This is a genomic window from Pectobacterium versatile (genome assembly GCF_020166435.1).
Classification (GTDB): Bacteria; Pseudomonadota; Gammaproteobacteria; order Enterobacterales; family Enterobacteriaceae; genus Pectobacterium; species Pectobacterium versatile.
In genome coordinates this window covers 66,250-81,341 of record NZ_JAINZP010000021.1, presented here as the reverse complement: position 1 = coordinate 81,341, position 15,092 = coordinate 66,250, and the positions used below count along the sequence as shown (strand labels likewise).

The 15,092-nt window shown below is 52.4% G+C and carries 18 protein-coding genes and 1 pseudogene; 8 read left to right on the top strand and 11 right to left on the bottom strand.

The features are described 5' to 3' along the window. Positions 1–49 precede the first annotated feature (49 nt). On the bottom strand, positions 50–1,402 hold the full coding sequence (locus tag K7X24_RS18205) for a pyridoxal phosphate-dependent decarboxylase family protein (protein ID WP_224556691.1): 1,353 nt from the start codon (positions 1,400–1,402) through the stop codon (positions 50–52). 51 nt (positions 1,403–1,453) lie between these two features. After that, a complete protein-coding gene (locus K7X24_RS18200) occupies positions 1,454–2,710 on the bottom strand; it encodes an MFS transporter (RefSeq protein ID WP_224556687.1) in 1,257 nt (418 codons plus the stop codon). Positions 2,711–2,863: 153 nt separating this feature from the next. Between K7X24_RS18200 and K7X24_RS18195 the strand changes: the two genes are divergently transcribed. The 3 genes from K7X24_RS18195 (at position 2,864) to K7X24_RS18185 (ending at position 4,529) form a co-directional block, all read left to right on the top strand. After that, positions 2,864–3,310: a winged helix-turn-helix transcriptional regulator gene (locus K7X24_RS18195; RefSeq protein ID WP_103942106.1), complete on the top strand. Its 447-nt coding sequence runs from the start codon at positions 2,864–2,866 to the stop codon at positions 3,308–3,310. 9 nt (positions 3,311–3,319) lie between these two features. After that, positions 3,320–3,787 (top strand): YhbP family protein, encoded by a 468-nt coding sequence (locus K7X24_RS18190; RefSeq protein WP_039470410.1) that lies wholly within the window; start codon positions 3,320–3,322, stop codon positions 3,785–3,787. Positions 3,788–3,875: 88 nt separating this feature from the next. Continuing rightward, the gene (locus tag K7X24_RS18185; protein WP_188247276.1) at positions 3,876–4,529 is read left to right on the top strand and encodes a hypothetical protein; all 654 of its coding nucleotides are present in this window, start codon (positions 3,876–3,878) and stop codon (positions 4,527–4,529) included. An 11-nt stretch (positions 4,530–4,540) separates the two neighbouring features. Here the strand turns inward: K7X24_RS18185 and nrdG are convergent, their stop codons facing one another. The 6 genes from nrdG to K7X24_RS22035 all read right to left on the bottom strand — a co-directional run bounded on the left by nrdG (position 4,541) and on the right by K7X24_RS22035 (position 9,722). Further along, positions 4,541–5,005, bottom strand: a complete 465-nt coding sequence (gene nrdG, locus K7X24_RS18180; protein WP_224556684.1) for an anaerobic ribonucleoside-triphosphate reductase-activating protein — start codon at positions 5,003–5,005, stop codon at positions 4,541–4,543. Positions 5,006–5,084: 79 nt separating this feature from the next. Beyond that, entirely contained in the window at positions 5,085–7,223 is a 2,139-nt protein-coding gene (nrdD, locus tag K7X24_RS18175) for an anaerobic ribonucleoside-triphosphate reductase (protein ID WP_224556682.1), read from the bottom strand. A gap of 401 nt (positions 7,224–7,624) precedes the next feature. Next, positions 7,625–8,011, bottom strand: coding sequence for a 2-iminobutanoate/2-iminopropanoate deaminase (gene ridA, locus K7X24_RS18170; RefSeq protein ID WP_224556680.1), 387 nt, complete (start codon positions 8,009–8,011; stop codon positions 7,625–7,627). A gap of 98 nt (positions 8,012–8,109) precedes the next feature. Then, entirely contained in the window at positions 8,110–8,574 is a 465-nt protein-coding gene (gene pyrI / locus K7X24_RS18165; RefSeq protein WP_224556669.1) for an aspartate carbamoyltransferase regulatory subunit, read from the bottom strand. A 15-nt stretch (positions 8,575–8,589) separates the two neighbouring features. Then, positions 8,590–9,525, bottom strand: a complete 936-nt coding sequence (gene pyrB, locus K7X24_RS18160) for an aspartate carbamoyltransferase (protein ID WP_224556665.1) — start codon at positions 9,523–9,525, stop codon at positions 8,590–8,592. Between the two features lie 74 nt (positions 9,526–9,599). Further along, complete coding sequence (locus K7X24_RS22035; RefSeq protein ID WP_258874469.1) at positions 9,600–9,722, bottom strand: hypothetical protein; 123 nt, start codon at positions 9,720–9,722, stop codon at positions 9,600–9,602. A gap of 253 nt (positions 9,723–9,975) precedes the next feature. On the opposite strand from K7X24_RS22035, the gene K7X24_RS18155 reads away from it, so the two are divergent. The 4 genes and pseudogenes from K7X24_RS18155 to K7X24_RS18140 all read left to right on the top strand — a co-directional run. Continuing rightward, complete coding sequence (locus K7X24_RS18155; protein ID WP_198997994.1) at positions 9,976–10,440, top strand: YhcH/YjgK/YiaL family protein; 465 nt, start codon at positions 9,976–9,978, stop codon at positions 10,438–10,440. Between the two features lie 370 nt (positions 10,441–10,810). After that, the gene (locus K7X24_RS18150) at positions 10,811–11,494 is read left to right on the top strand and encodes a helix-turn-helix transcriptional regulator (RefSeq protein ID WP_224556653.1); all 684 of its coding nucleotides are present in this window, start codon (positions 10,811–10,813) and stop codon (positions 11,492–11,494) included. Between the two features lie 4 nt (positions 11,495–11,498). After that, on the top strand, positions 11,499–12,164 hold the full coding sequence (locus tag K7X24_RS18145) for a PAS domain-containing protein (RefSeq protein WP_224556652.1): 666 nt from the start codon (positions 11,499–11,501) through the stop codon (positions 12,162–12,164). A 142-nt stretch (positions 12,165–12,306) separates the two neighbouring features. Beyond that, a pseudogene (locus tag K7X24_RS18140) lies at positions 12,307–12,447 on the top strand (IS4 family transposase); the annotation flags it as partial. A 110-nt stretch (positions 12,448–12,557) separates the two neighbouring features. Here the strand turns inward: K7X24_RS18140 and argF are convergent. Both argF and argL read right to left on the bottom strand, forming a co-directional pair. After that, positions 12,558–13,565 (bottom strand): ornithine carbamoyltransferase, encoded by a 1,008-nt coding sequence (argF, locus tag K7X24_RS18135; RefSeq protein WP_224556644.1) that lies wholly within the window; start codon positions 13,563–13,565, stop codon positions 12,558–12,560. Between the two features lie 232 nt (positions 13,566–13,797). Next, positions 13,798–13,848 carry a putative translational regulatory protein ArgL gene (gene argL, locus K7X24_RS22215; protein WP_373425776.1) on the bottom strand — a complete coding sequence of 17 codons (51 nt, stop codon included), beginning with the start codon at positions 13,846–13,848 and terminating at the stop codon, positions 13,798–13,800. A gap of 91 nt (positions 13,849–13,939) precedes the next feature. On the opposite strand from argL, the gene rraB reads away from it, so the two are divergent. After that, positions 13,940–14,365: a ribonuclease E inhibitor RraB gene (rraB, locus tag K7X24_RS18130; protein ID WP_224556629.1), complete on the top strand. Its 426-nt coding sequence runs from the start codon at positions 13,940–13,942 to the stop codon at positions 14,363–14,365. A 95-nt stretch (positions 14,366–14,460) separates the two neighbouring features. Here rraB and K7X24_RS18125 read toward each other — a convergent pair whose 3' ends face one another. Next, positions 14,461–14,964, bottom strand: coding sequence for a GNAT family N-acetyltransferase (locus K7X24_RS18125; RefSeq protein ID WP_224556626.1), 504 nt, complete (start codon positions 14,962–14,964; stop codon positions 14,461–14,463). Positions 14,965–15,092: the final 128 nt, after the last annotated feature.

The window sequence follows — 15,092 nt, the reverse complement described above, 5'->3', positions numbered from 1 at the left end:
GCTTGCGGGGATAGCCGTTTTATACCGCGCTCATCGTTTTAGGCTTCGTTCAGCGTGGGGCCTGAGCTTTGATCTCCGTCAGCAGTGCGATCAACGCCTGCACGTTGTTGTCCTGCGTGCGCCAGGATGACACGCTGATGCGCAGCGCCGGACGCCCCTGCCAGACGGTGCCGCCAAACCATGCTTTGCCCGATGCCTGTAGCGCCTCTCGTATCGCTGTCGTTTGGCTGTCGGTTTCCCCCCGCAGCAGAACCTGATTGAGCACAATTCGATTCAGTACCTCAAATCCCGCATGGCGCAGGCCGTCGGCGATGAGTGTCGCCTGTCGGCAGTGCCGTTCGACCATCTCTGCTACACCATCACGTCCCAGCGTACGCAGTGCCGCCCATACCGGAATGCCGCGCGGACGACGGGAAAATTCGAGCGTCAGATTCTTCTGCGCATCGCGTGCCGCACTGGAGTAAACCGCATCTGCGTTCATCGCCTCGGCCAGCACGTCCGCATCGCGGCAAATCGCCATCGCACAGTCGTAGGGGGTGTTTAGCCATTTATGCGCGTCTGTTGTCCAACTGTCGGCCAGTTCGATACCGTCGGTGAGCGCCGCGTGGGATGAGGCTCTGGCCCACAGTCCGAATGCGCCATCAACGTGAACCCAGGCACCCGCCGCTTTTGCGATGGGAATGATCTGCGCAAAGTCATCGAACTCGCCCGTGTTTACCTCGCCCGCCTGCAAACAAAGAATCGTACGATCGTCCAGCGGAGGAAGCTGCGATACATCAATCTGCCCAAACGCATTCACGGGCGCGATACGTAAATGGCGTAGCCCAAAGCCGAGTACGCGCAGCGCTTTCTTGACGGTAATGTGCGTCAGTTCCGAAATCACGACTTTAATTTCAGGCGCGCCGTTCAGTCCATCGTTGTCAAAATCCCAGCCCTGTTTTGCCAGCAGGGCACGACGCGCGGCGGCCAGACAGGAAAGCGTACAGGCGGTGGCGCTGGTGCCGAACCCCACGGCGCTTTCTTTGGGTAAGTTCAGAGCATCGAGTACCCAGCGGCTGGCGAGGCGTTCCAGCGTGGCGGATACCGGCGAATTATCAAAGGTGGACGCGCACTGATCCCAGGCGATCATCAATCGTTCGGAGGCGGCGGCAACCGGTAATGAGGCACCGATAACAAAACCGAAATAGTTCGGGCCATTGGAAGCGGTGGTGGCTGGTGAACCGACGTCATCCAGCAGCGCCAGCGTGCTTTCGGGTGAGAAGCCCTGTTGCGGCAGCGTTTCATCAAAACGTGCCAGCGCTGCGATGGCATCTGCATCGGGGAAAACCCGACGCTGTGCAGCCTCAGCCAGATAACGTCGGCCGCGCTCGTCGGCATCAGCCAGTAAAGTCAGTTCGCTCATGCTTTTTCCCTTATCAATATGGTTCTTTTATCAAGAAACGTTGTTCCGCTATCACGATGGCGTGGAAGCGGTCGGTGACGGCGCTGAAGCGTGTAGTGTCACTTTCCAGAAAAGCAGCGCCAGCAGGCTGACGGCTGCACCAAGGAGGCACACGCCTGACCAGCCAGCAGCGTCATACGCCGCGGTGGTTGCCATCGCACCCAGCCCGCTGCCGATGCTATAAAACAGCATATAACAGCCAACCAGACGGCTGTGCGCATCAGGGTGCGTCTTGAAAATCATGCTTTGGTTGGTGACGTGAATGGCCTGTCCGCCCAGATCGAGCACGATGATGCCGACCACCAGCGCGAAGAGAGAATAGGGCGCCAGCCACAGCGGCAGCCACGATGTCAGCAACAGTAACAGGGCGATGCCGCTGATCCACTGTTCTCGCCCTTTATCGGCTAGCGAACCTGCTTTCACGGCCGCCAGTGCGCCGAGAATACCGACCAGACCAAATGCACCGATAACCGTATGAGAAAAGAAATAAGGTTCGCGACTCAGCGGCAGAACTAACGCGCTCCAGAAAATGCTCAGGGCAGCAAACATCAGTAAAGCGATGACGCCACGTATTTGCAACACCCGTTCTTTACGCAACAGGGTCAGCATAGAAATCAGCAACGCGGAATAGCGCGGGCGTTGCCGGGCTGGTGGCTGATGCGGTAGTGCGCGCCATAAAAGCACGGCAAGCAGGAGCATCAGCAGCGCGGAGAAAAAGTATACGCTGCGCCAGCCTGCTAGATCGGCGATGAAGCCGGATAGCACGCGCGCCAGCAACAGCCCAATCACCACGCCGCCCTGTGCGGCACCCACCACGCGCCCGCGCTCCTGCGGGGCGGCAGCCGTCGCGACATAAGCAATCAGACCCTGCGTCATTGCCGTGCCGAGCATGCCCACGGCCACCATGCCGATCAATAAAGACAGAGGCGTGGTGGATAGCCCAACGGCGATCAGCGCCACGATGAGCGCACCCAACTGGGCCAGCATCAAATAGCGCCGATTGAGAATATCGCCTAGCGGCACCAGCAGAATTAATGCCAGCGCACAGCCAAGCTGTGTTGCGGTCATCACACCGCCAACGGCAGCGATACTGATGCGAAAATCTACCGATAATGCATCCAGCAGCGGCTGTGCGTAATAGACATTGGCGACGCTGAGGGCGCTGGCACAGGCAAACAGCAAAATCAGAGCGCGCGGCAATGTCGTCTGCGTGCTGTAAAGATCGCCTTCGGTGACGGATGACGTGGTATGAATAGGGCTTGTTTTCATCGTATTGGCTTTCGCTATTCAGTTTGGTTTCAAAATAAAACCAGTTGAAGCATAAATACTCTGGTTTTATTCTGCAACCAAAAAACACACGGTCAGTTTTTAGCCTGTGGGTAAGGCAGGTAGGATGAACAGGAAAAAGGAGAGGAAGTATTCATGGTGAAGCGCAAAAGTCTGAAAGAGGATGCGTGTCCCGTCGCCCGCGCGCTGGATGTGGTTGGCGATCGCTGGGCGTTGCTGATTATCCGCGATGCCTTCGACAATCGCCGCCGTTTCGGCGATTTTCAACGCAGTTTGGGCGTTGCTAAAAATATTCTTACCGATCGTCTGCGTACCCTGGTTGAGGAAGGCATTTTGTCCGTTCAGCCCGTTTCCGAAAGCTCGGCCTATCAGGAATATATCCTGACGCCAAAAGGCGAACAGCTATTCCCACTCGTCGTGGCGCTACGCCAGTGGGGGGAGCAGCAGCTGTTTGCGGAGGGGGAACCTCACTCACTGCTATTGGATAAACACACCGGCCAGCCTCTGCAAACCATGCTGCCGCACTCTGCGGAAGGGCAACGGTTGGTCGGGCAGGATACGTTCGTGCAGAAAGTGGATTGAGGCAGCGTAATGCAGAAAGAACCGAGAGAAATAAGCAGTGATCTTGAGGCAATCTCCCGCTATTTGAAGAAGTTGCACGTACTGACGTTATGCGTGGGTGAAAATTCGGAATTATGGTGTGCGAGTTGCTTCTATACTTATGACGATCAACAAATAGCCTTTTATCTCATGACGGAGTTGCAGACGCGCCACGGTGAGATCATGGCAAGGTTGCCGCAGGTGGCCGGTACGGTCAGCGGCCAGCCGAAGAGTGTGATGCTGATTAAAGGCGTGCAGTTTCGGGCGCAGGCGGTGCAGTTGGAGGGGGATGACGCGCAGCAGGCCAGAGCACGGTACAACGCGCGTTTCCCTATTGCCCGAGCATCGCAAGCGCCGATCTGGCGGCTCGATCTGACCGAAATCAAAATGACGGACAATACGCTGGGCTTTGGTAAGAAACGCCACTGGCAGCGCGACGAGCAGGCTCTTCAGCGCTAATCGTGCTTCAGGGATAGCGGTGTCATAGATAAGAACATAAACGTAAAAAGATGGGATAGTGAAAGACGTAGAGCAAGGGGGAAAACCGATGAGCCGAGTACTGTTATTAGGTGCAACGGGGTTAGTGGGGCACGAGTTGTTACAGCTGTTGAAAGCCAATAATCGGGTTGAGACGATCTATGCGCCGACCCGTAAGCCGCTGGCACCGTCGGAGAAAGTGGTCAATCCGCACGATCCCGATCTGTCTACCGCGCTGGCGCAATTGACCGATCCTGTCGACATCGCCTTTTGCTGTCTGGGATCGACGCTCAAGACGGCAGGCAGTAAGCAGGCGTTCCGCTATGTGGATTACACGCTGGTGGTGGAAGGATCAAAAGTGGCGCTGGCGCTGGGCGCGACGCACCTGCTGGTCGTCAGTTCTCTGAGTGCGAATGCGACGTCGCCTTTCTTCTATTCGCGAGTGAAGGGAGAAGCGGAAAAATCGCTGCGTCAGCAAGGCTGGCAGCATCTGACATTAGCGCAGCCGTCGATGCTGCTAGGAGAAAGAGAGGACAGCCGTCCGCTAGAAAGTCTGGCCGCCCCGCTGTTCCGCCTGTTCCCAGCAAAGTGGCGAGCCATTGAGGGGAAAACGGTCGCGCAGGCGTTGCTGAATCAGGCGTTCTCACCCGAGCCCAAAGCGCGAGTTACCGTGCTGGAATCCGATCAATTACGTTCACTGGGTAAGCAGCAGGCGCTTCAGTAGCCTCCTGTCGATCAACGCAGGTGGTGGACAACCTGGTTGCTGCTGCCGCGCCAGATCAGTGCGGGATCTTTCAGATCTTGCACAAACTTTCCATCGACTAATACGTTGATGAGATCGACCACCCGCTGCTGCTCCGGCGTAAGTTCCGCCAGCACGTAGCCTGTCCAGGCCCAGATATCTTTTTCTGGGCATTCTGCGCGTATCCGTTCGACTAGCCGCAGGATGTCAGGCACATTCTGAGGATGAAGCGGATCGCCGCCAGACAGCGAAATTCCCTGCCGGGGGATCGCGGTATCCTGGAGATCGGCGATGATCCGATTTTCCTGTTCCTGCGTAAACGGCTGACCGGAGTTGAGCCGCCAGGTGCTTTTGTTGTAGCACCCCACGCACTCGTGTACGCAGCCAGCGACAAACAGCGTGCAGCGGGTGCCGGGGCCGTTGACGACATCAACGGGATAATACTGGTGGTAATTCATACGGTAGAGCCCATGTTATGAAGCGGGCGCGTGTTGACGGTGCCGCGAGAGGGGCCGCATTGCTGCGGCCCGGAAGGGATCACCCCAGTTGACCGTTGCCTAAATGCTTGATGCGACGCTTCACTTCTTCCTGCTTACCCGCGTTGAACGGGCGTGCATCTGGGCTACCGAGGTAGCCGCACACGCGGCGCGTGACGGAAACGCGGGCCGAATCGTGGTTACCGCATTTCGGGCAGGTGAAGCCTTTGCTAGTGCACTCGAATTCACCGGTGAAGCCACATTCATAGCATTCGTCGATCGGCGTGTTGGTACCGTAGTAAGGCACGCGGCTGTAGCTGTAATCCCACACGTCTTCCAGCGCTTTGAGGTTGTGTTGCAGGTTCGGGTATTCGCCGTAGCAAATGAACCCACCGTTAGCCAGCGGCGGATAGGGCAGCTCGAAGTCGATTTTCTGGTAAGGGTTCGCCTTCTTCTCCACATCAAGGTGGAAGCTGTTGGTGTAATACCCTTTGTCCGTCACGCCCTGCATGACGCCAAACTCGGCGGTATCCAGACGGCAGAAGCGGTCACACAGGTTTTCACTCGGCGTGCTGTACAGGCTGAAGCCATAGCCCGTTTCGTCTTTCCACTGTTCGGTGGCGGCTTTCAGGCGAGTGATAACGGCCACGGCTTTGGCACGCAGCGCCTCGTCATCAAATACATGCGTTTGGCTACCGAAGAGCGCGTTAATCGTTTCATGCAGGCCGATATAGCCCAGCGAAATCGAGGCTCGCCCATTCTTGAAGATGTCCGCAATGCTGTCGTCTGCTTTTAAACGCACCCCGCAAGCCCCTTCCATATACAGGATTGGCGCAACGCGAGCTTTCACGCTTTCCAGCCGCGCAATGCGTGTCATCAGCGCTTTCTTCGCCAGCACCAGACGCTGGTCGAGCAGCGTCCAGAAGCGGGTTTCACTGCCTTCGGCCTCCAGCGCGATGCGTGGCAGGTTCAGGCTGATCACACCTAAGTTATTGCGACCGTCGTGAATCTGCTGGCCGTTCTCTTCATAAACGCCGAGGAAGCTGCGGCAGCCCATTGGCGTTTTGAACGAACCGGTGACGTTCACGACCTGATCGTAGTTCAGAATATCTGGGTACATGCGCTTGCTGGCGCACTCCAGTGCGAGCTGTTTGATATCGTAATTCGGATCGCCCGCTTTGTGGTTCAGACCGTCGCGGATAGCAAAGACCAGTTTCGGGAATACCGCCGTTTTGTGGTTTTTACCCAACCCAGCAATGCGGTTGCGCAGGATCGATTCCTGAATCAGACGCGATTCCCAACTGACGCCGAGCCCAAAGCCAAAGGTCACGAACGGCGTCTGGCCATTAGCGGTGTGGAGCGTGTTGACTTCGTATTCCAGTGACTGGAAGGCGTCGTAGCACTCTTTTTCCGTGCGGGTTAGAGCATAATTTTCCGCATCAGGAATCTGCCACTCTTTTGCCACCGCTTTATGTTTCGCATGGCTGGCGGTGACGAACGGCGCCAGAATTTCATCAATACGGTTAATCGTGGTGCCGCCATAAATGTGGCTGGCGACCTGCGCGATAATCTGCGCGGTGACGGCGGTAGCGGTTGAGATCGACTTCGGTGGCTCAATCTCCGCGTTGCCCATTTTGAAGCCGTTGGTCAGCATGCCGTTCAGGTCGATCAGCATGCAGTTAAACATTGGGAAAAAGGGCGAGTAGTCGAGGTCGTGATAGTGAATCTCACCGCGTTCGTGCGCCAGTACCACATCACGCGGCAGGATGTACTGTTTGGCGTAATGCTTGGCGACAATACCAGCCAGCAGATCGCGCTGGGTGGGAATCACTTTGCTGTCTTTGTTGGCATTCTCGTTTAGCAGCGCCATGTTGCTCTGCTCGACCAGACCGCGAATTTCCTGATTCAGGCGACCGTGGCGCTCACGCGCAATATCGCGGTCATGGCGGTATTCGATGTAGGTACGCGCCAGTTTTTTGTCATTGCCGGACATCAGCAGGTTTTCGACCGCATCCTGAATATCGCGGATGTCTACGTGCGATTTATCCTGCATTTGTTGAGCGACCGCACAGGCCACAGTTGCACAGTAGTCTGCATCATTGACACCGGCTGCATGTGCCGCGCGTTCGACCGCCTCTTTGATACGCACTTCATCAAAAGGCACCTGGCAACCGTCCCGTTTAATCACTACTGGTTTCACGTTTTCTTCCTCTGGAAAGGTTATCCACAGGCGAAAACCGTAACTGACAAGGGTTACAGGGGGCTGTGGATGACACTGTGGATAAACACTATATGTAGTTCATGTTTACAGGATTGGCACTATATATTGAAATTGCGTAGGGGTGTTTGCGCTTTTATCGCTGTAAAATTGATGTAGAGCAAAGAAATCCTCATGTCGCGGGGAATTTGAGCCTGAACAAAAAATAGTCAAAAAAGGTGATGAGAGTGGGGAGGCTTGCTACGCGCGGCCTGGCGGAAATTTGTTTGTTTTTTGACCTCGATGTGTGCTGGGAATGTCAATAATGTTGTTGTGGTGAAAGAAAGAACAGAAAAAAAAGCGCACCGGTTGCTGTGCGCTTTTTGGGGGTATTGCTGCGATATTTAGCGACGAACGGCGATCGCTTCGATCTCGATCTTCACGTCTTTTGGCAGGCGTGCGACTTCAACGCAAGAGCGAGCCGGGAATGGGGCGTCGTGCTCGTTGAAGAAGGCTTCATACGCGGTATTCACTAGGGTGAAGTCGTGCAGGTCTTTCACGAATACGGTGGTTTTCACGATATCGGAAACTTTTAGGCCAGCAGCTTCCACAATTGCCTGAACGTTTTCCAACGACTGGCGCGTCTGAGCGGTGATGTTATCTGCCACCAGACCGCTTTTCGGGTTCACCGGAATCTGGCCGGAAGTGATGATCATGCTGCCGAGGTCTACGCCTTGAACATAAGGGCCGATGGCGGCTGGGGCGTGCTCAGTGCTGATAATGCGTGACATGGTATCTCCTTGATGGGGGCGTAAAAGAAACGCGGACGTAGTCATTATTCAAAAAAGCCCAGCCACAGGCAATGTCCATTGCGGGGCAACGCAGAAAACTAGCGATCTTGCAGTACCGCCTGACGTTCAAACTCTTTCTCGCAGTACTTACACTTGAGGTGAACATCACCGTCGTGCTGCTTAACGCTGAAGAAAGACGAAACTGGCTCGCTGCGGCTGATGCAGTTGCTGTTCGGGCAAGTGAGCACGCCAGTAATGTGGTCTGGCAGCGTCGGCACCAGCTTGCGTACCACGTCATACTCATCAATCTGATTGACGGTAGCCTGCGGTGCGTAGATCGCCAACTGGTTCGCCTGCTGTTCTGTCAGGAAGATGTTCTCGATCTTGATCAGATCTTTGCGTCCAAGGTGGTTGGACGGCAAATTCAGGCCGATGGTGATGCGCTGGTCTGTCGCGGTCAGTTTAAACAGCGTCAGCAGCTTAAAACCCACCTGTGCGGGAATGTGGTCGATCACCGTGCCACGTTTGATCGCTTCAACCTGTAATTTATTATCGTGTGTCATGATGGCTTCTTCCTCTTACAGAACCAGTTCGCGATTTAAGACCAGCGCCAGCAGCGCCTGACGGGCGTAGATTCCGTTGCCCGCCTGTTGGAAATAATAGGCGTAAGGCGTGGCATCCACATCAATGGTGATCTCATCGACGCGCGGCAGCGGGTGCAGCACTTTCAAATTCGGGCGGGCGCTGTGCAGGTCGGCGGCGCGCAGGACAAACTGGGATTTGATGTTGATGTATTCAGACGGATCCAGACGCTCTTTCTGAACGCGCGTCATATACAGAATATCCAGCTCGTCGACAACGTCGTCGATGCTGTTGTGCAAGCTGTAAGCAATATTCTTCTCTTTTAGCATGCTCAGAATGTAGTCCGGCATCGCCAGCGCGTCCGGGGCGATGAAGTAGAAGCGATTGCCTTCAAACTTCGCCAGCGCCTGCGTGAGTGAATGCACGGTGCGGCCATATTTCAAATCACCGACCATAGCGATATTGATGTTATTCAGTCGGCCCTGCGTTTCCTGAATGGTGAACAAATCGAGCAGCGTTTGCGTCGGGTGCTGGTTCGCACCGTCACCAGCGTTCAGAATCGGAATACCGCCGGAAAACTCGGTTGCAAGGCGGGAAGCGCCTTCCTGCGGGTGACGCATCACGATGGCATCCACGTATTGGCTGATGACGGAAATGGTATCGGCCAGCGTTTCGCCCTTTTTCCCCAGCGACGTGTTGTTGCTGTCAGCGAAACCGACGACGGAGGCGCCGAGACGATGCATTGCGGTTTCAAAGGATAAACGTGTCCGGGTGGAGGCCTCGAAGAAGCAGCTGGCAATCACTTTATGTTTCAACAACTCAGGCTGAGGATTAGCTTTCAGGCTGGCAGCGACACGCAGCGCCAGTTCCAAATCTTCCCGACTGAGGTCGTTAATCGAAATAATATGTTTTTGATAGAGCGGATTGACCATGTTGTCTTTCTCCTAACGTGTACACAGGAAATGTCGTATCTGGTTGCCCGGATTGTGGGCCAAAAAAAAGCCCCTCATTGAGGGGCTTTCTTCATTGAATCATTGAGCAACGGAAAGGAAAACGCTAGCTGGCTGCCGGATGGCAGTTGTGGTTGATAACCAACATAAGCAGCGGATTTTTTGGTGTAACGGTGCATGACCCCTCCCAGCAAACTGTCGGGAATTATACGCGCCGACTAGGCTATTTCAAGCAGAAAACGTGGTTTTTTACGCATCGCAATCGGTTGCGGGTCGCGTGCTGTATGCATAACGTTCGTCGATGAAAGAAGGCCGATGGAGAAGAGTGGTGGGCAGTTCACTTTTTCGTATTAACACGCTGGCGGGCGTCACATTTGGAGAGTATAAGGATTGTAAAACAGGGTTTCATTTTTATATTAGCGAGGTTTTTTTATGATTACTGGCAACGTCCATCACCTTGAACTAGTCCCTTATCTACCTGCCAAACTGCGTGAAGCGATTGAATACGTGAAGCAAAACATTACGGCAGACACGCCGTTGGGCAAGCATGATATCGAGGGCAACAGCGTGTTTGTGTTGATCTCCAACGACAGCACCGATCTGCTGGAAAAACGCCGCGCCGAGTATCACGCCAAATATCTGGACATTCAGATCGTGCTGTCCGGTGTGGAAGGGATGACGTTCAGTAACCTGCCTGCGGGCAAGCCGGATACCGATTGGCTGGCGGATAAAGACATTGCTTTCCTGCCTGCTGGCGAGCAGGAAAAACAGTTTGTGATGCAGAAAGGGGATTTTGTCGTCTTCTTCCCAGGCGAAGTGCACAAACCGCTGTGTGCCGTCGGCGAACCAGCGCACGTGCGCAAAGCCGTGGTGAAAATCGACGCGTCGCTGGTGTAGGATTTCTGTGAACAAGGAACGTTCAACCATAAAATGGAAGAAAATAATGGCAATAATTCCTCAGATGCCTCCCAGTGGTTCCCCCTCTTCTCAAGAGCAGTAAAGAAAAAAACACGTAAATACCGCAAGGCCTAGAAAAAAACAGCCAGTCAGTTGCTTAACTGACTGGCTGTTTTTCAGAAAATGATTTTCTTGCTAGAAAACCTAATGACCTTTCGATTATAGGTATATTATTAATTTAAATTATGTAGGATGTTTTCCCTGGCATTGGCCTGCCGCAGACTTTTTATTCTATTTTAGTTTTTATAAACAGGCGCATATCAGGTACGGCATATTTTATGTAGGGTAATTTTAATGTAGGGAGACACTGATGAAACAAATTACATTACCTGACAGATTAATCGCAATGTTTGAAAGCGATCCTCTCGTCGGCTGGGCAGTAAAAGACACAAACTCCCGTTTTATTTATGTCAATAACACCTTTAAAACTTGGCAAACTATATCAACTCGTTATGATTATGAAGGTTTGAACATTAGGGATATCCCTGTTCCTGTCGCCGAATTTTCAGACATTTTTAACCAGCAGGAACGAGAGATAGAGCGTACAGGTAAGGCGGTGAGAGCCATTACAACGCATGTTCAAGGTACGGAAAAAATAATGCAGCCTGCCTACAATATTCAAGAGCCAATCTATGATGAACATCGCAATTGTGTAGGCACAGTTATCAGCGTTAGACATGTTAGGATCATCACGCCAACCTCGTTGCTAAATGGAACAATAATTCAACACTCCACCTTCGAGCCCCCCTCTAAAATATTTACTGAGAAGGAATGGGAGGTTATTTACCTGCTTGTCTGTGGGATGATGCTTAAAGATATAAGCAGTATCCTCTCAATTACCGTCGATGCCGTTAACAGCAGACTCCGAAGCTGCTACAGAAAAACAGGCTTGAATTCACTATCAGGCCTAAAGGAATACTGTAGAGATAACCGATTTGATAACTACATCCCGCTGTTCTTTCTGAAAAAAGGACATCTCATTATCAGAGGCTAACCTGATGGACCCAGATTTGACTCCTGTTGAGTATTACTTTGATAACTCTTTGTTTGGCTGGGCAATAAAGGACTGCAACTCCCAGTATGTTTATGGCAATAAGATGGTATGTCAGTATTTCGGTGTAACAGAAAATAAATTTTTAGGCTGTCTCGACACTGACTTAACGCCCGATATCAGCGAGCACTACGGCCATATACTGTATGACGACCAAAAAATATTGACCACAAATGAAATGAGTGTTGTCCTCAAAACATTTGATTACGGAAGACGAAATAGACTCAGGTCTTTTCTGGTGGAGAAGCGTCCTTGGCGGCTTAATGATGGCAATGATGGTATTGTTTGCACTTACATAGAAATCACCAATGTTTACTTTTCAACTTTTCTTATGCCATGCGAAAGGAAGCCCTTTGTGTTCACCCGACCGGCAAATATTTTTACAGACAAAGAGTGGGAAGTCGTTCTTTTGCTGCAGTGCGGGGTGAAGCAAAACAGTATTCCGGACATACTTGGTATAAGTTCTTCAACGCTTCGTAACAGGATAACGCGTTGCTGTGATAAAACAGGTGTGACAAACAGCGTCACCCTGATCCAACACTGCAACCAAAAAGGGTGGGATAACTACATTCCCCCTTTTTTTCTGATAAAAGGGCACGTGTCAATTACCTGAGGGACTGTGGTTCGAGCCTCTCATGTCAAAATGATGGGAAGGGGCACTAAGCCGAACTAAAGATCCTGCTCTTTGCCTAATGCCTATTGATTAAGGAGCAGTTGAACGATCCAACTGCTGTGTAAGAATCCGCAAATGTGCCTTGTTTTCGGATTTTTTTATGTACATTGCTCAGGCTCCCGACCTTGTTTCCTGCTACGACGCTACCCGTAATCCTCTGACCTCTTTCGGTGATTTTCTTGATCCTGAATTGGTGGCACGTTGTCCCGCACTCACTAGGACTGCTGAATGCTTGGAATCAGGCGAGAGAACACCGACACTGGATAATCCTACTGAAAAAGGGCCTGCCCACCTCTGATCTGTTTTTAAAACACATCAAAGGCAGGCTAAATCTTAATCCTGCACCAGCGTGGCGACCATCACGGCTTTGATGGTGTGCATGCGATTTTCCGCCTGATCGAAAACGATGCTGTGCGCGGATTCAAAGACTTCATCCGTGACTTCCATTCCACCGTGCAGACCATACTGCTCCGCCATTTGTTGTCCCATCGTCGTCTGATCGTCGTGGAAGGCTGGCAGGCAGTGGAGGAACTTCACCTGCGGATTACCCGTCGCGGCGATCATCGCCATGTTCACCTGATACGGTTTCAGCAGCGCGATACGTTCTTTCCAGGTCTCTTTCGGTTCCCCCATGGAAACCCAAACGTCGGTATAAATGAAATTTGCGCCCGCGACGCCCGTAGCGATATCTTCCGTCAGCGTGATGCTGCCACCGGTTTGTTCTGCTGCCGCCTGACACTCAGCCACCAGACTGACATCCGGCCAGCAGGCTTTTGGCGCAACAAGACGTAAATTCAGCCCGGTCAGTGCGGCCGCTTCCAGCATGGTGTTACCCATGTTGTTGCGTGCATCACCAGCGTAGACGAGCGTCATCTCTGACAGCGGTTTACTTGGTAAATGTTCCTGCATCGTCAGCAGATCCGCTAACAGTTGCGTAGGGTGGAATTCATTCGTCAGTCCGTTCCAGACCGGAACACCCGCGTATTGCGCCAGCGTTTCGACAATTTGCTGGTCATAGCCGCGATATTGAATGCCGTCGTACATTCTTCCCAATACGCGAGCGGTATCTTTGATGGATTCTTTATGGCCGATTTGGCTACCACTTGGGCCGAGATAGGTCACTTGCGCGCCCTGATCGTATGCAGCAACTTCGAAAGAGCAGCGAGTACGAGTCGAATCTTTTTCGAAGATGAGTGCGATATTTTTACCTTGCAGGCGGCGGGCTTCTGTCCCGTTTTTTTTATCGGCTTTCAGTTTCGTTGACAGGGCTAAAAGATTGGCAATTTCTGCGGGTGTAAAATCCATTAACCTTAAAAAATGACGCTTATAGAACGGTTGCATGATGTACCTCTCCATGTGGCTCAACACTATCCCCGTCATACTTCAAGCTGCATGTGCGTTGGCTTCTCTTACTCACCCCAGTCACTTACTTGAGTAAGCTCCCGAGGATTCGCGCGATTGCCGCGCTACGAGGCCATAAATGAGCCTCGCCCTAAAGGGCCAACGCTTTGCGTTGTTCAAAACGTTAACGTTTTGTCCTGCAACTCGAATTATCTAGGGTATATCGATTGGATTAAAAGCTATCTATTGAATTAAAATTCACTTTATATGTGTAATTATTCAAATTCAAGTGGTGATATCAAACTTTGTGGTGGAGCAAGCCGCAGGGCTGTGGGACAATAAGTAATATTACGTCGTTTAATGAGGACTGAGGCATGGCAAACCGCGAATTACTGGAAGAGCAACGGGAAGAGACACGCCTGATCATTGAAGAGCTGCTGGATGATGGCAGCGATCCTGACGCGCTCTATACCATTGAACACCATTTCTCTGCTGAGAAGTTTGAAGTGTTGGAAAAAGTCGCTGTAGAAGCCTTCAAGCTGGGCTATGAAGTGACGGATGCGGAAGAACTGGAAGTGGAAGATGGCGTGTTGCTGATGTGCTGCGATGCTATCAGTGAAGTCGCGCTGAAAGCGGAACTGATCGACGCACAGGTAGAACAGCTGCTGGCGCTGGCAGAACGCCACGGTGTGCATTACGACGGTTGGGGCACTTACTTCGAAGATCCGGATGGTGAAGGTGAAGAAGACGGGGATGATGAAGATTTCTATGATGAAGATGATGACGGCAAACGCCATTAATCCCTCGTTGAACCGTTTACGGAAAACGCCGTAGGAAGATCCTGCGGCGTTTTTTATTCGGTATGATAACGCGTTATTACCGTACCTTCAGCAGGCTACAGCACCTTCAACATCGTTACTTCACAGTCAGTGTGGCCCGTATTGCCCATTGAATGGGGAATCGACTCGAAGCCCAGCGACTCATACAGCCGAATTGCGCTGGTTAGGTGGCCAGTGGTTTCCAGATAGCAGCGGCGAAAGCCATGTTGACGAGCAAAATCCAGTGCTTGTACCGCCAACTGACGTGCCAGTCCTTTGCCTCGCACGATGGGTAGGAAATACATTTTTTGTAATTCACACACATCTTCTTCGCCCGCCAGCAGTGGTGCAATACCGCCACCGCCAACGACGTGGCCTTCATATTCAACAACCCAATAGGCGCTTTTCGGCTGGCTATACAGGGCAAACAACGCGTCCAGATTGGGATCGGAGACGGTGTAGCCTTTATCGGCTGTCAAACCAAATTCGGCAGAGACCTGACGGATGACCTGAGCGATAGCGGCATCATCCTGCTCGGTGATTGGGCGTACCTGAAGATTGGCGGAGGTCGCGGTTGTCATAATACGTACTCTTGTTCTTACGGTTTACGAGGGTAATGATCTTGGCCGATTGTAATACCATTTCAGACCACATGGATGCAACGTCTACACCCATCATACTTCAGGTTGTTTCCATGTTGATTTTTCGG

Excerpts from the sequence above, each read along its gene's own strand:
- K7X24_RS18205 (WP_224556691.1), bottom strand. The coding sequence starts at position 1,402 with ATGAGCGAACTGACTTTACTGGCTGATGCCGACGAGCGCGGCCGACGT.
- K7X24_RS18200 (WP_224556687.1), bottom strand. The coding sequence starts at position 2,710 with ATGAAAACAAGCCCTATTCATACCACGTCATCCGTCACCGAAGGCGAT.
- K7X24_RS18195 (WP_103942106.1), top strand. The coding sequence starts at position 2,864 with ATGGTGAAGCGCAAAAGTCTGAAAGAGGATGCGTGTCCCGTCGCCCGC.
- K7X24_RS18190 (WP_039470410.1), top strand. The coding sequence starts at position 3,320 with ATGCAGAAAGAACCGAGAGAAATAAGCAGTGATCTTGAGGCAATCTCC.
- K7X24_RS18185 (WP_188247276.1), top strand. The coding sequence starts at position 3,876 with ATGAGCCGAGTACTGTTATTAGGTGCAACGGGGTTAGTGGGGCACGAG.
- nrdG (WP_224556684.1), bottom strand. The coding sequence starts at position 5,005 with ATGAATTACCACCAGTATTATCCCGTTGATGTCGTCAACGGCCCCGGC.
- ridA (WP_224556680.1), bottom strand. The coding sequence starts at position 8,011 with ATGTCACGCATTATCAGCACTGAGCACGCCCCAGCCGCCATCGGCCCT.
- pyrI (WP_224556669.1), bottom strand. The coding sequence starts at position 8,574 with ATGACACACGATAATAAATTACAGGTTGAAGCGATCAAACGTGGCACG.
- pyrB (WP_224556665.1), bottom strand. The coding sequence starts at position 9,525 with ATGGTCAATCCGCTCTATCAAAAACATATTATTTCGATTAACGACCTC.
- K7X24_RS22035 (WP_258874469.1), bottom strand. The coding sequence starts at position 9,722 with ATGCACCGTTACACCAAAAAATCCGCTGCTTATGTTGGTTATCAACCA.
- K7X24_RS18155 (WP_198997994.1), top strand. The coding sequence starts at position 9,976 with ATGATTACTGGCAACGTCCATCACCTTGAACTAGTCCCTTATCTACCT.
- K7X24_RS18150 (WP_224556653.1), top strand. The coding sequence starts at position 10,811 with ATGAAACAAATTACATTACCTGACAGATTAATCGCAATGTTTGAAAGC.
- K7X24_RS18145 (WP_224556652.1), top strand. The coding sequence starts at position 11,499 with ATGGACCCAGATTTGACTCCTGTTGAGTATTACTTTGATAACTCTTTG.
- argF (WP_224556644.1), bottom strand. The coding sequence starts at position 13,565 with ATGCAACCGTTCTATAAGCGTCATTTTTTAAGGTTAATGGATTTTACA.
- rraB (WP_224556629.1), top strand. The coding sequence starts at position 13,940 with ATGGCAAACCGCGAATTACTGGAAGAGCAACGGGAAGAGACACGCCTG.
- K7X24_RS18125 (WP_224556626.1), bottom strand. The coding sequence starts at position 14,964 with ATGACAACCGCGACCTCCGCCAATCTTCAGGTACGCCCAATCACCGAG.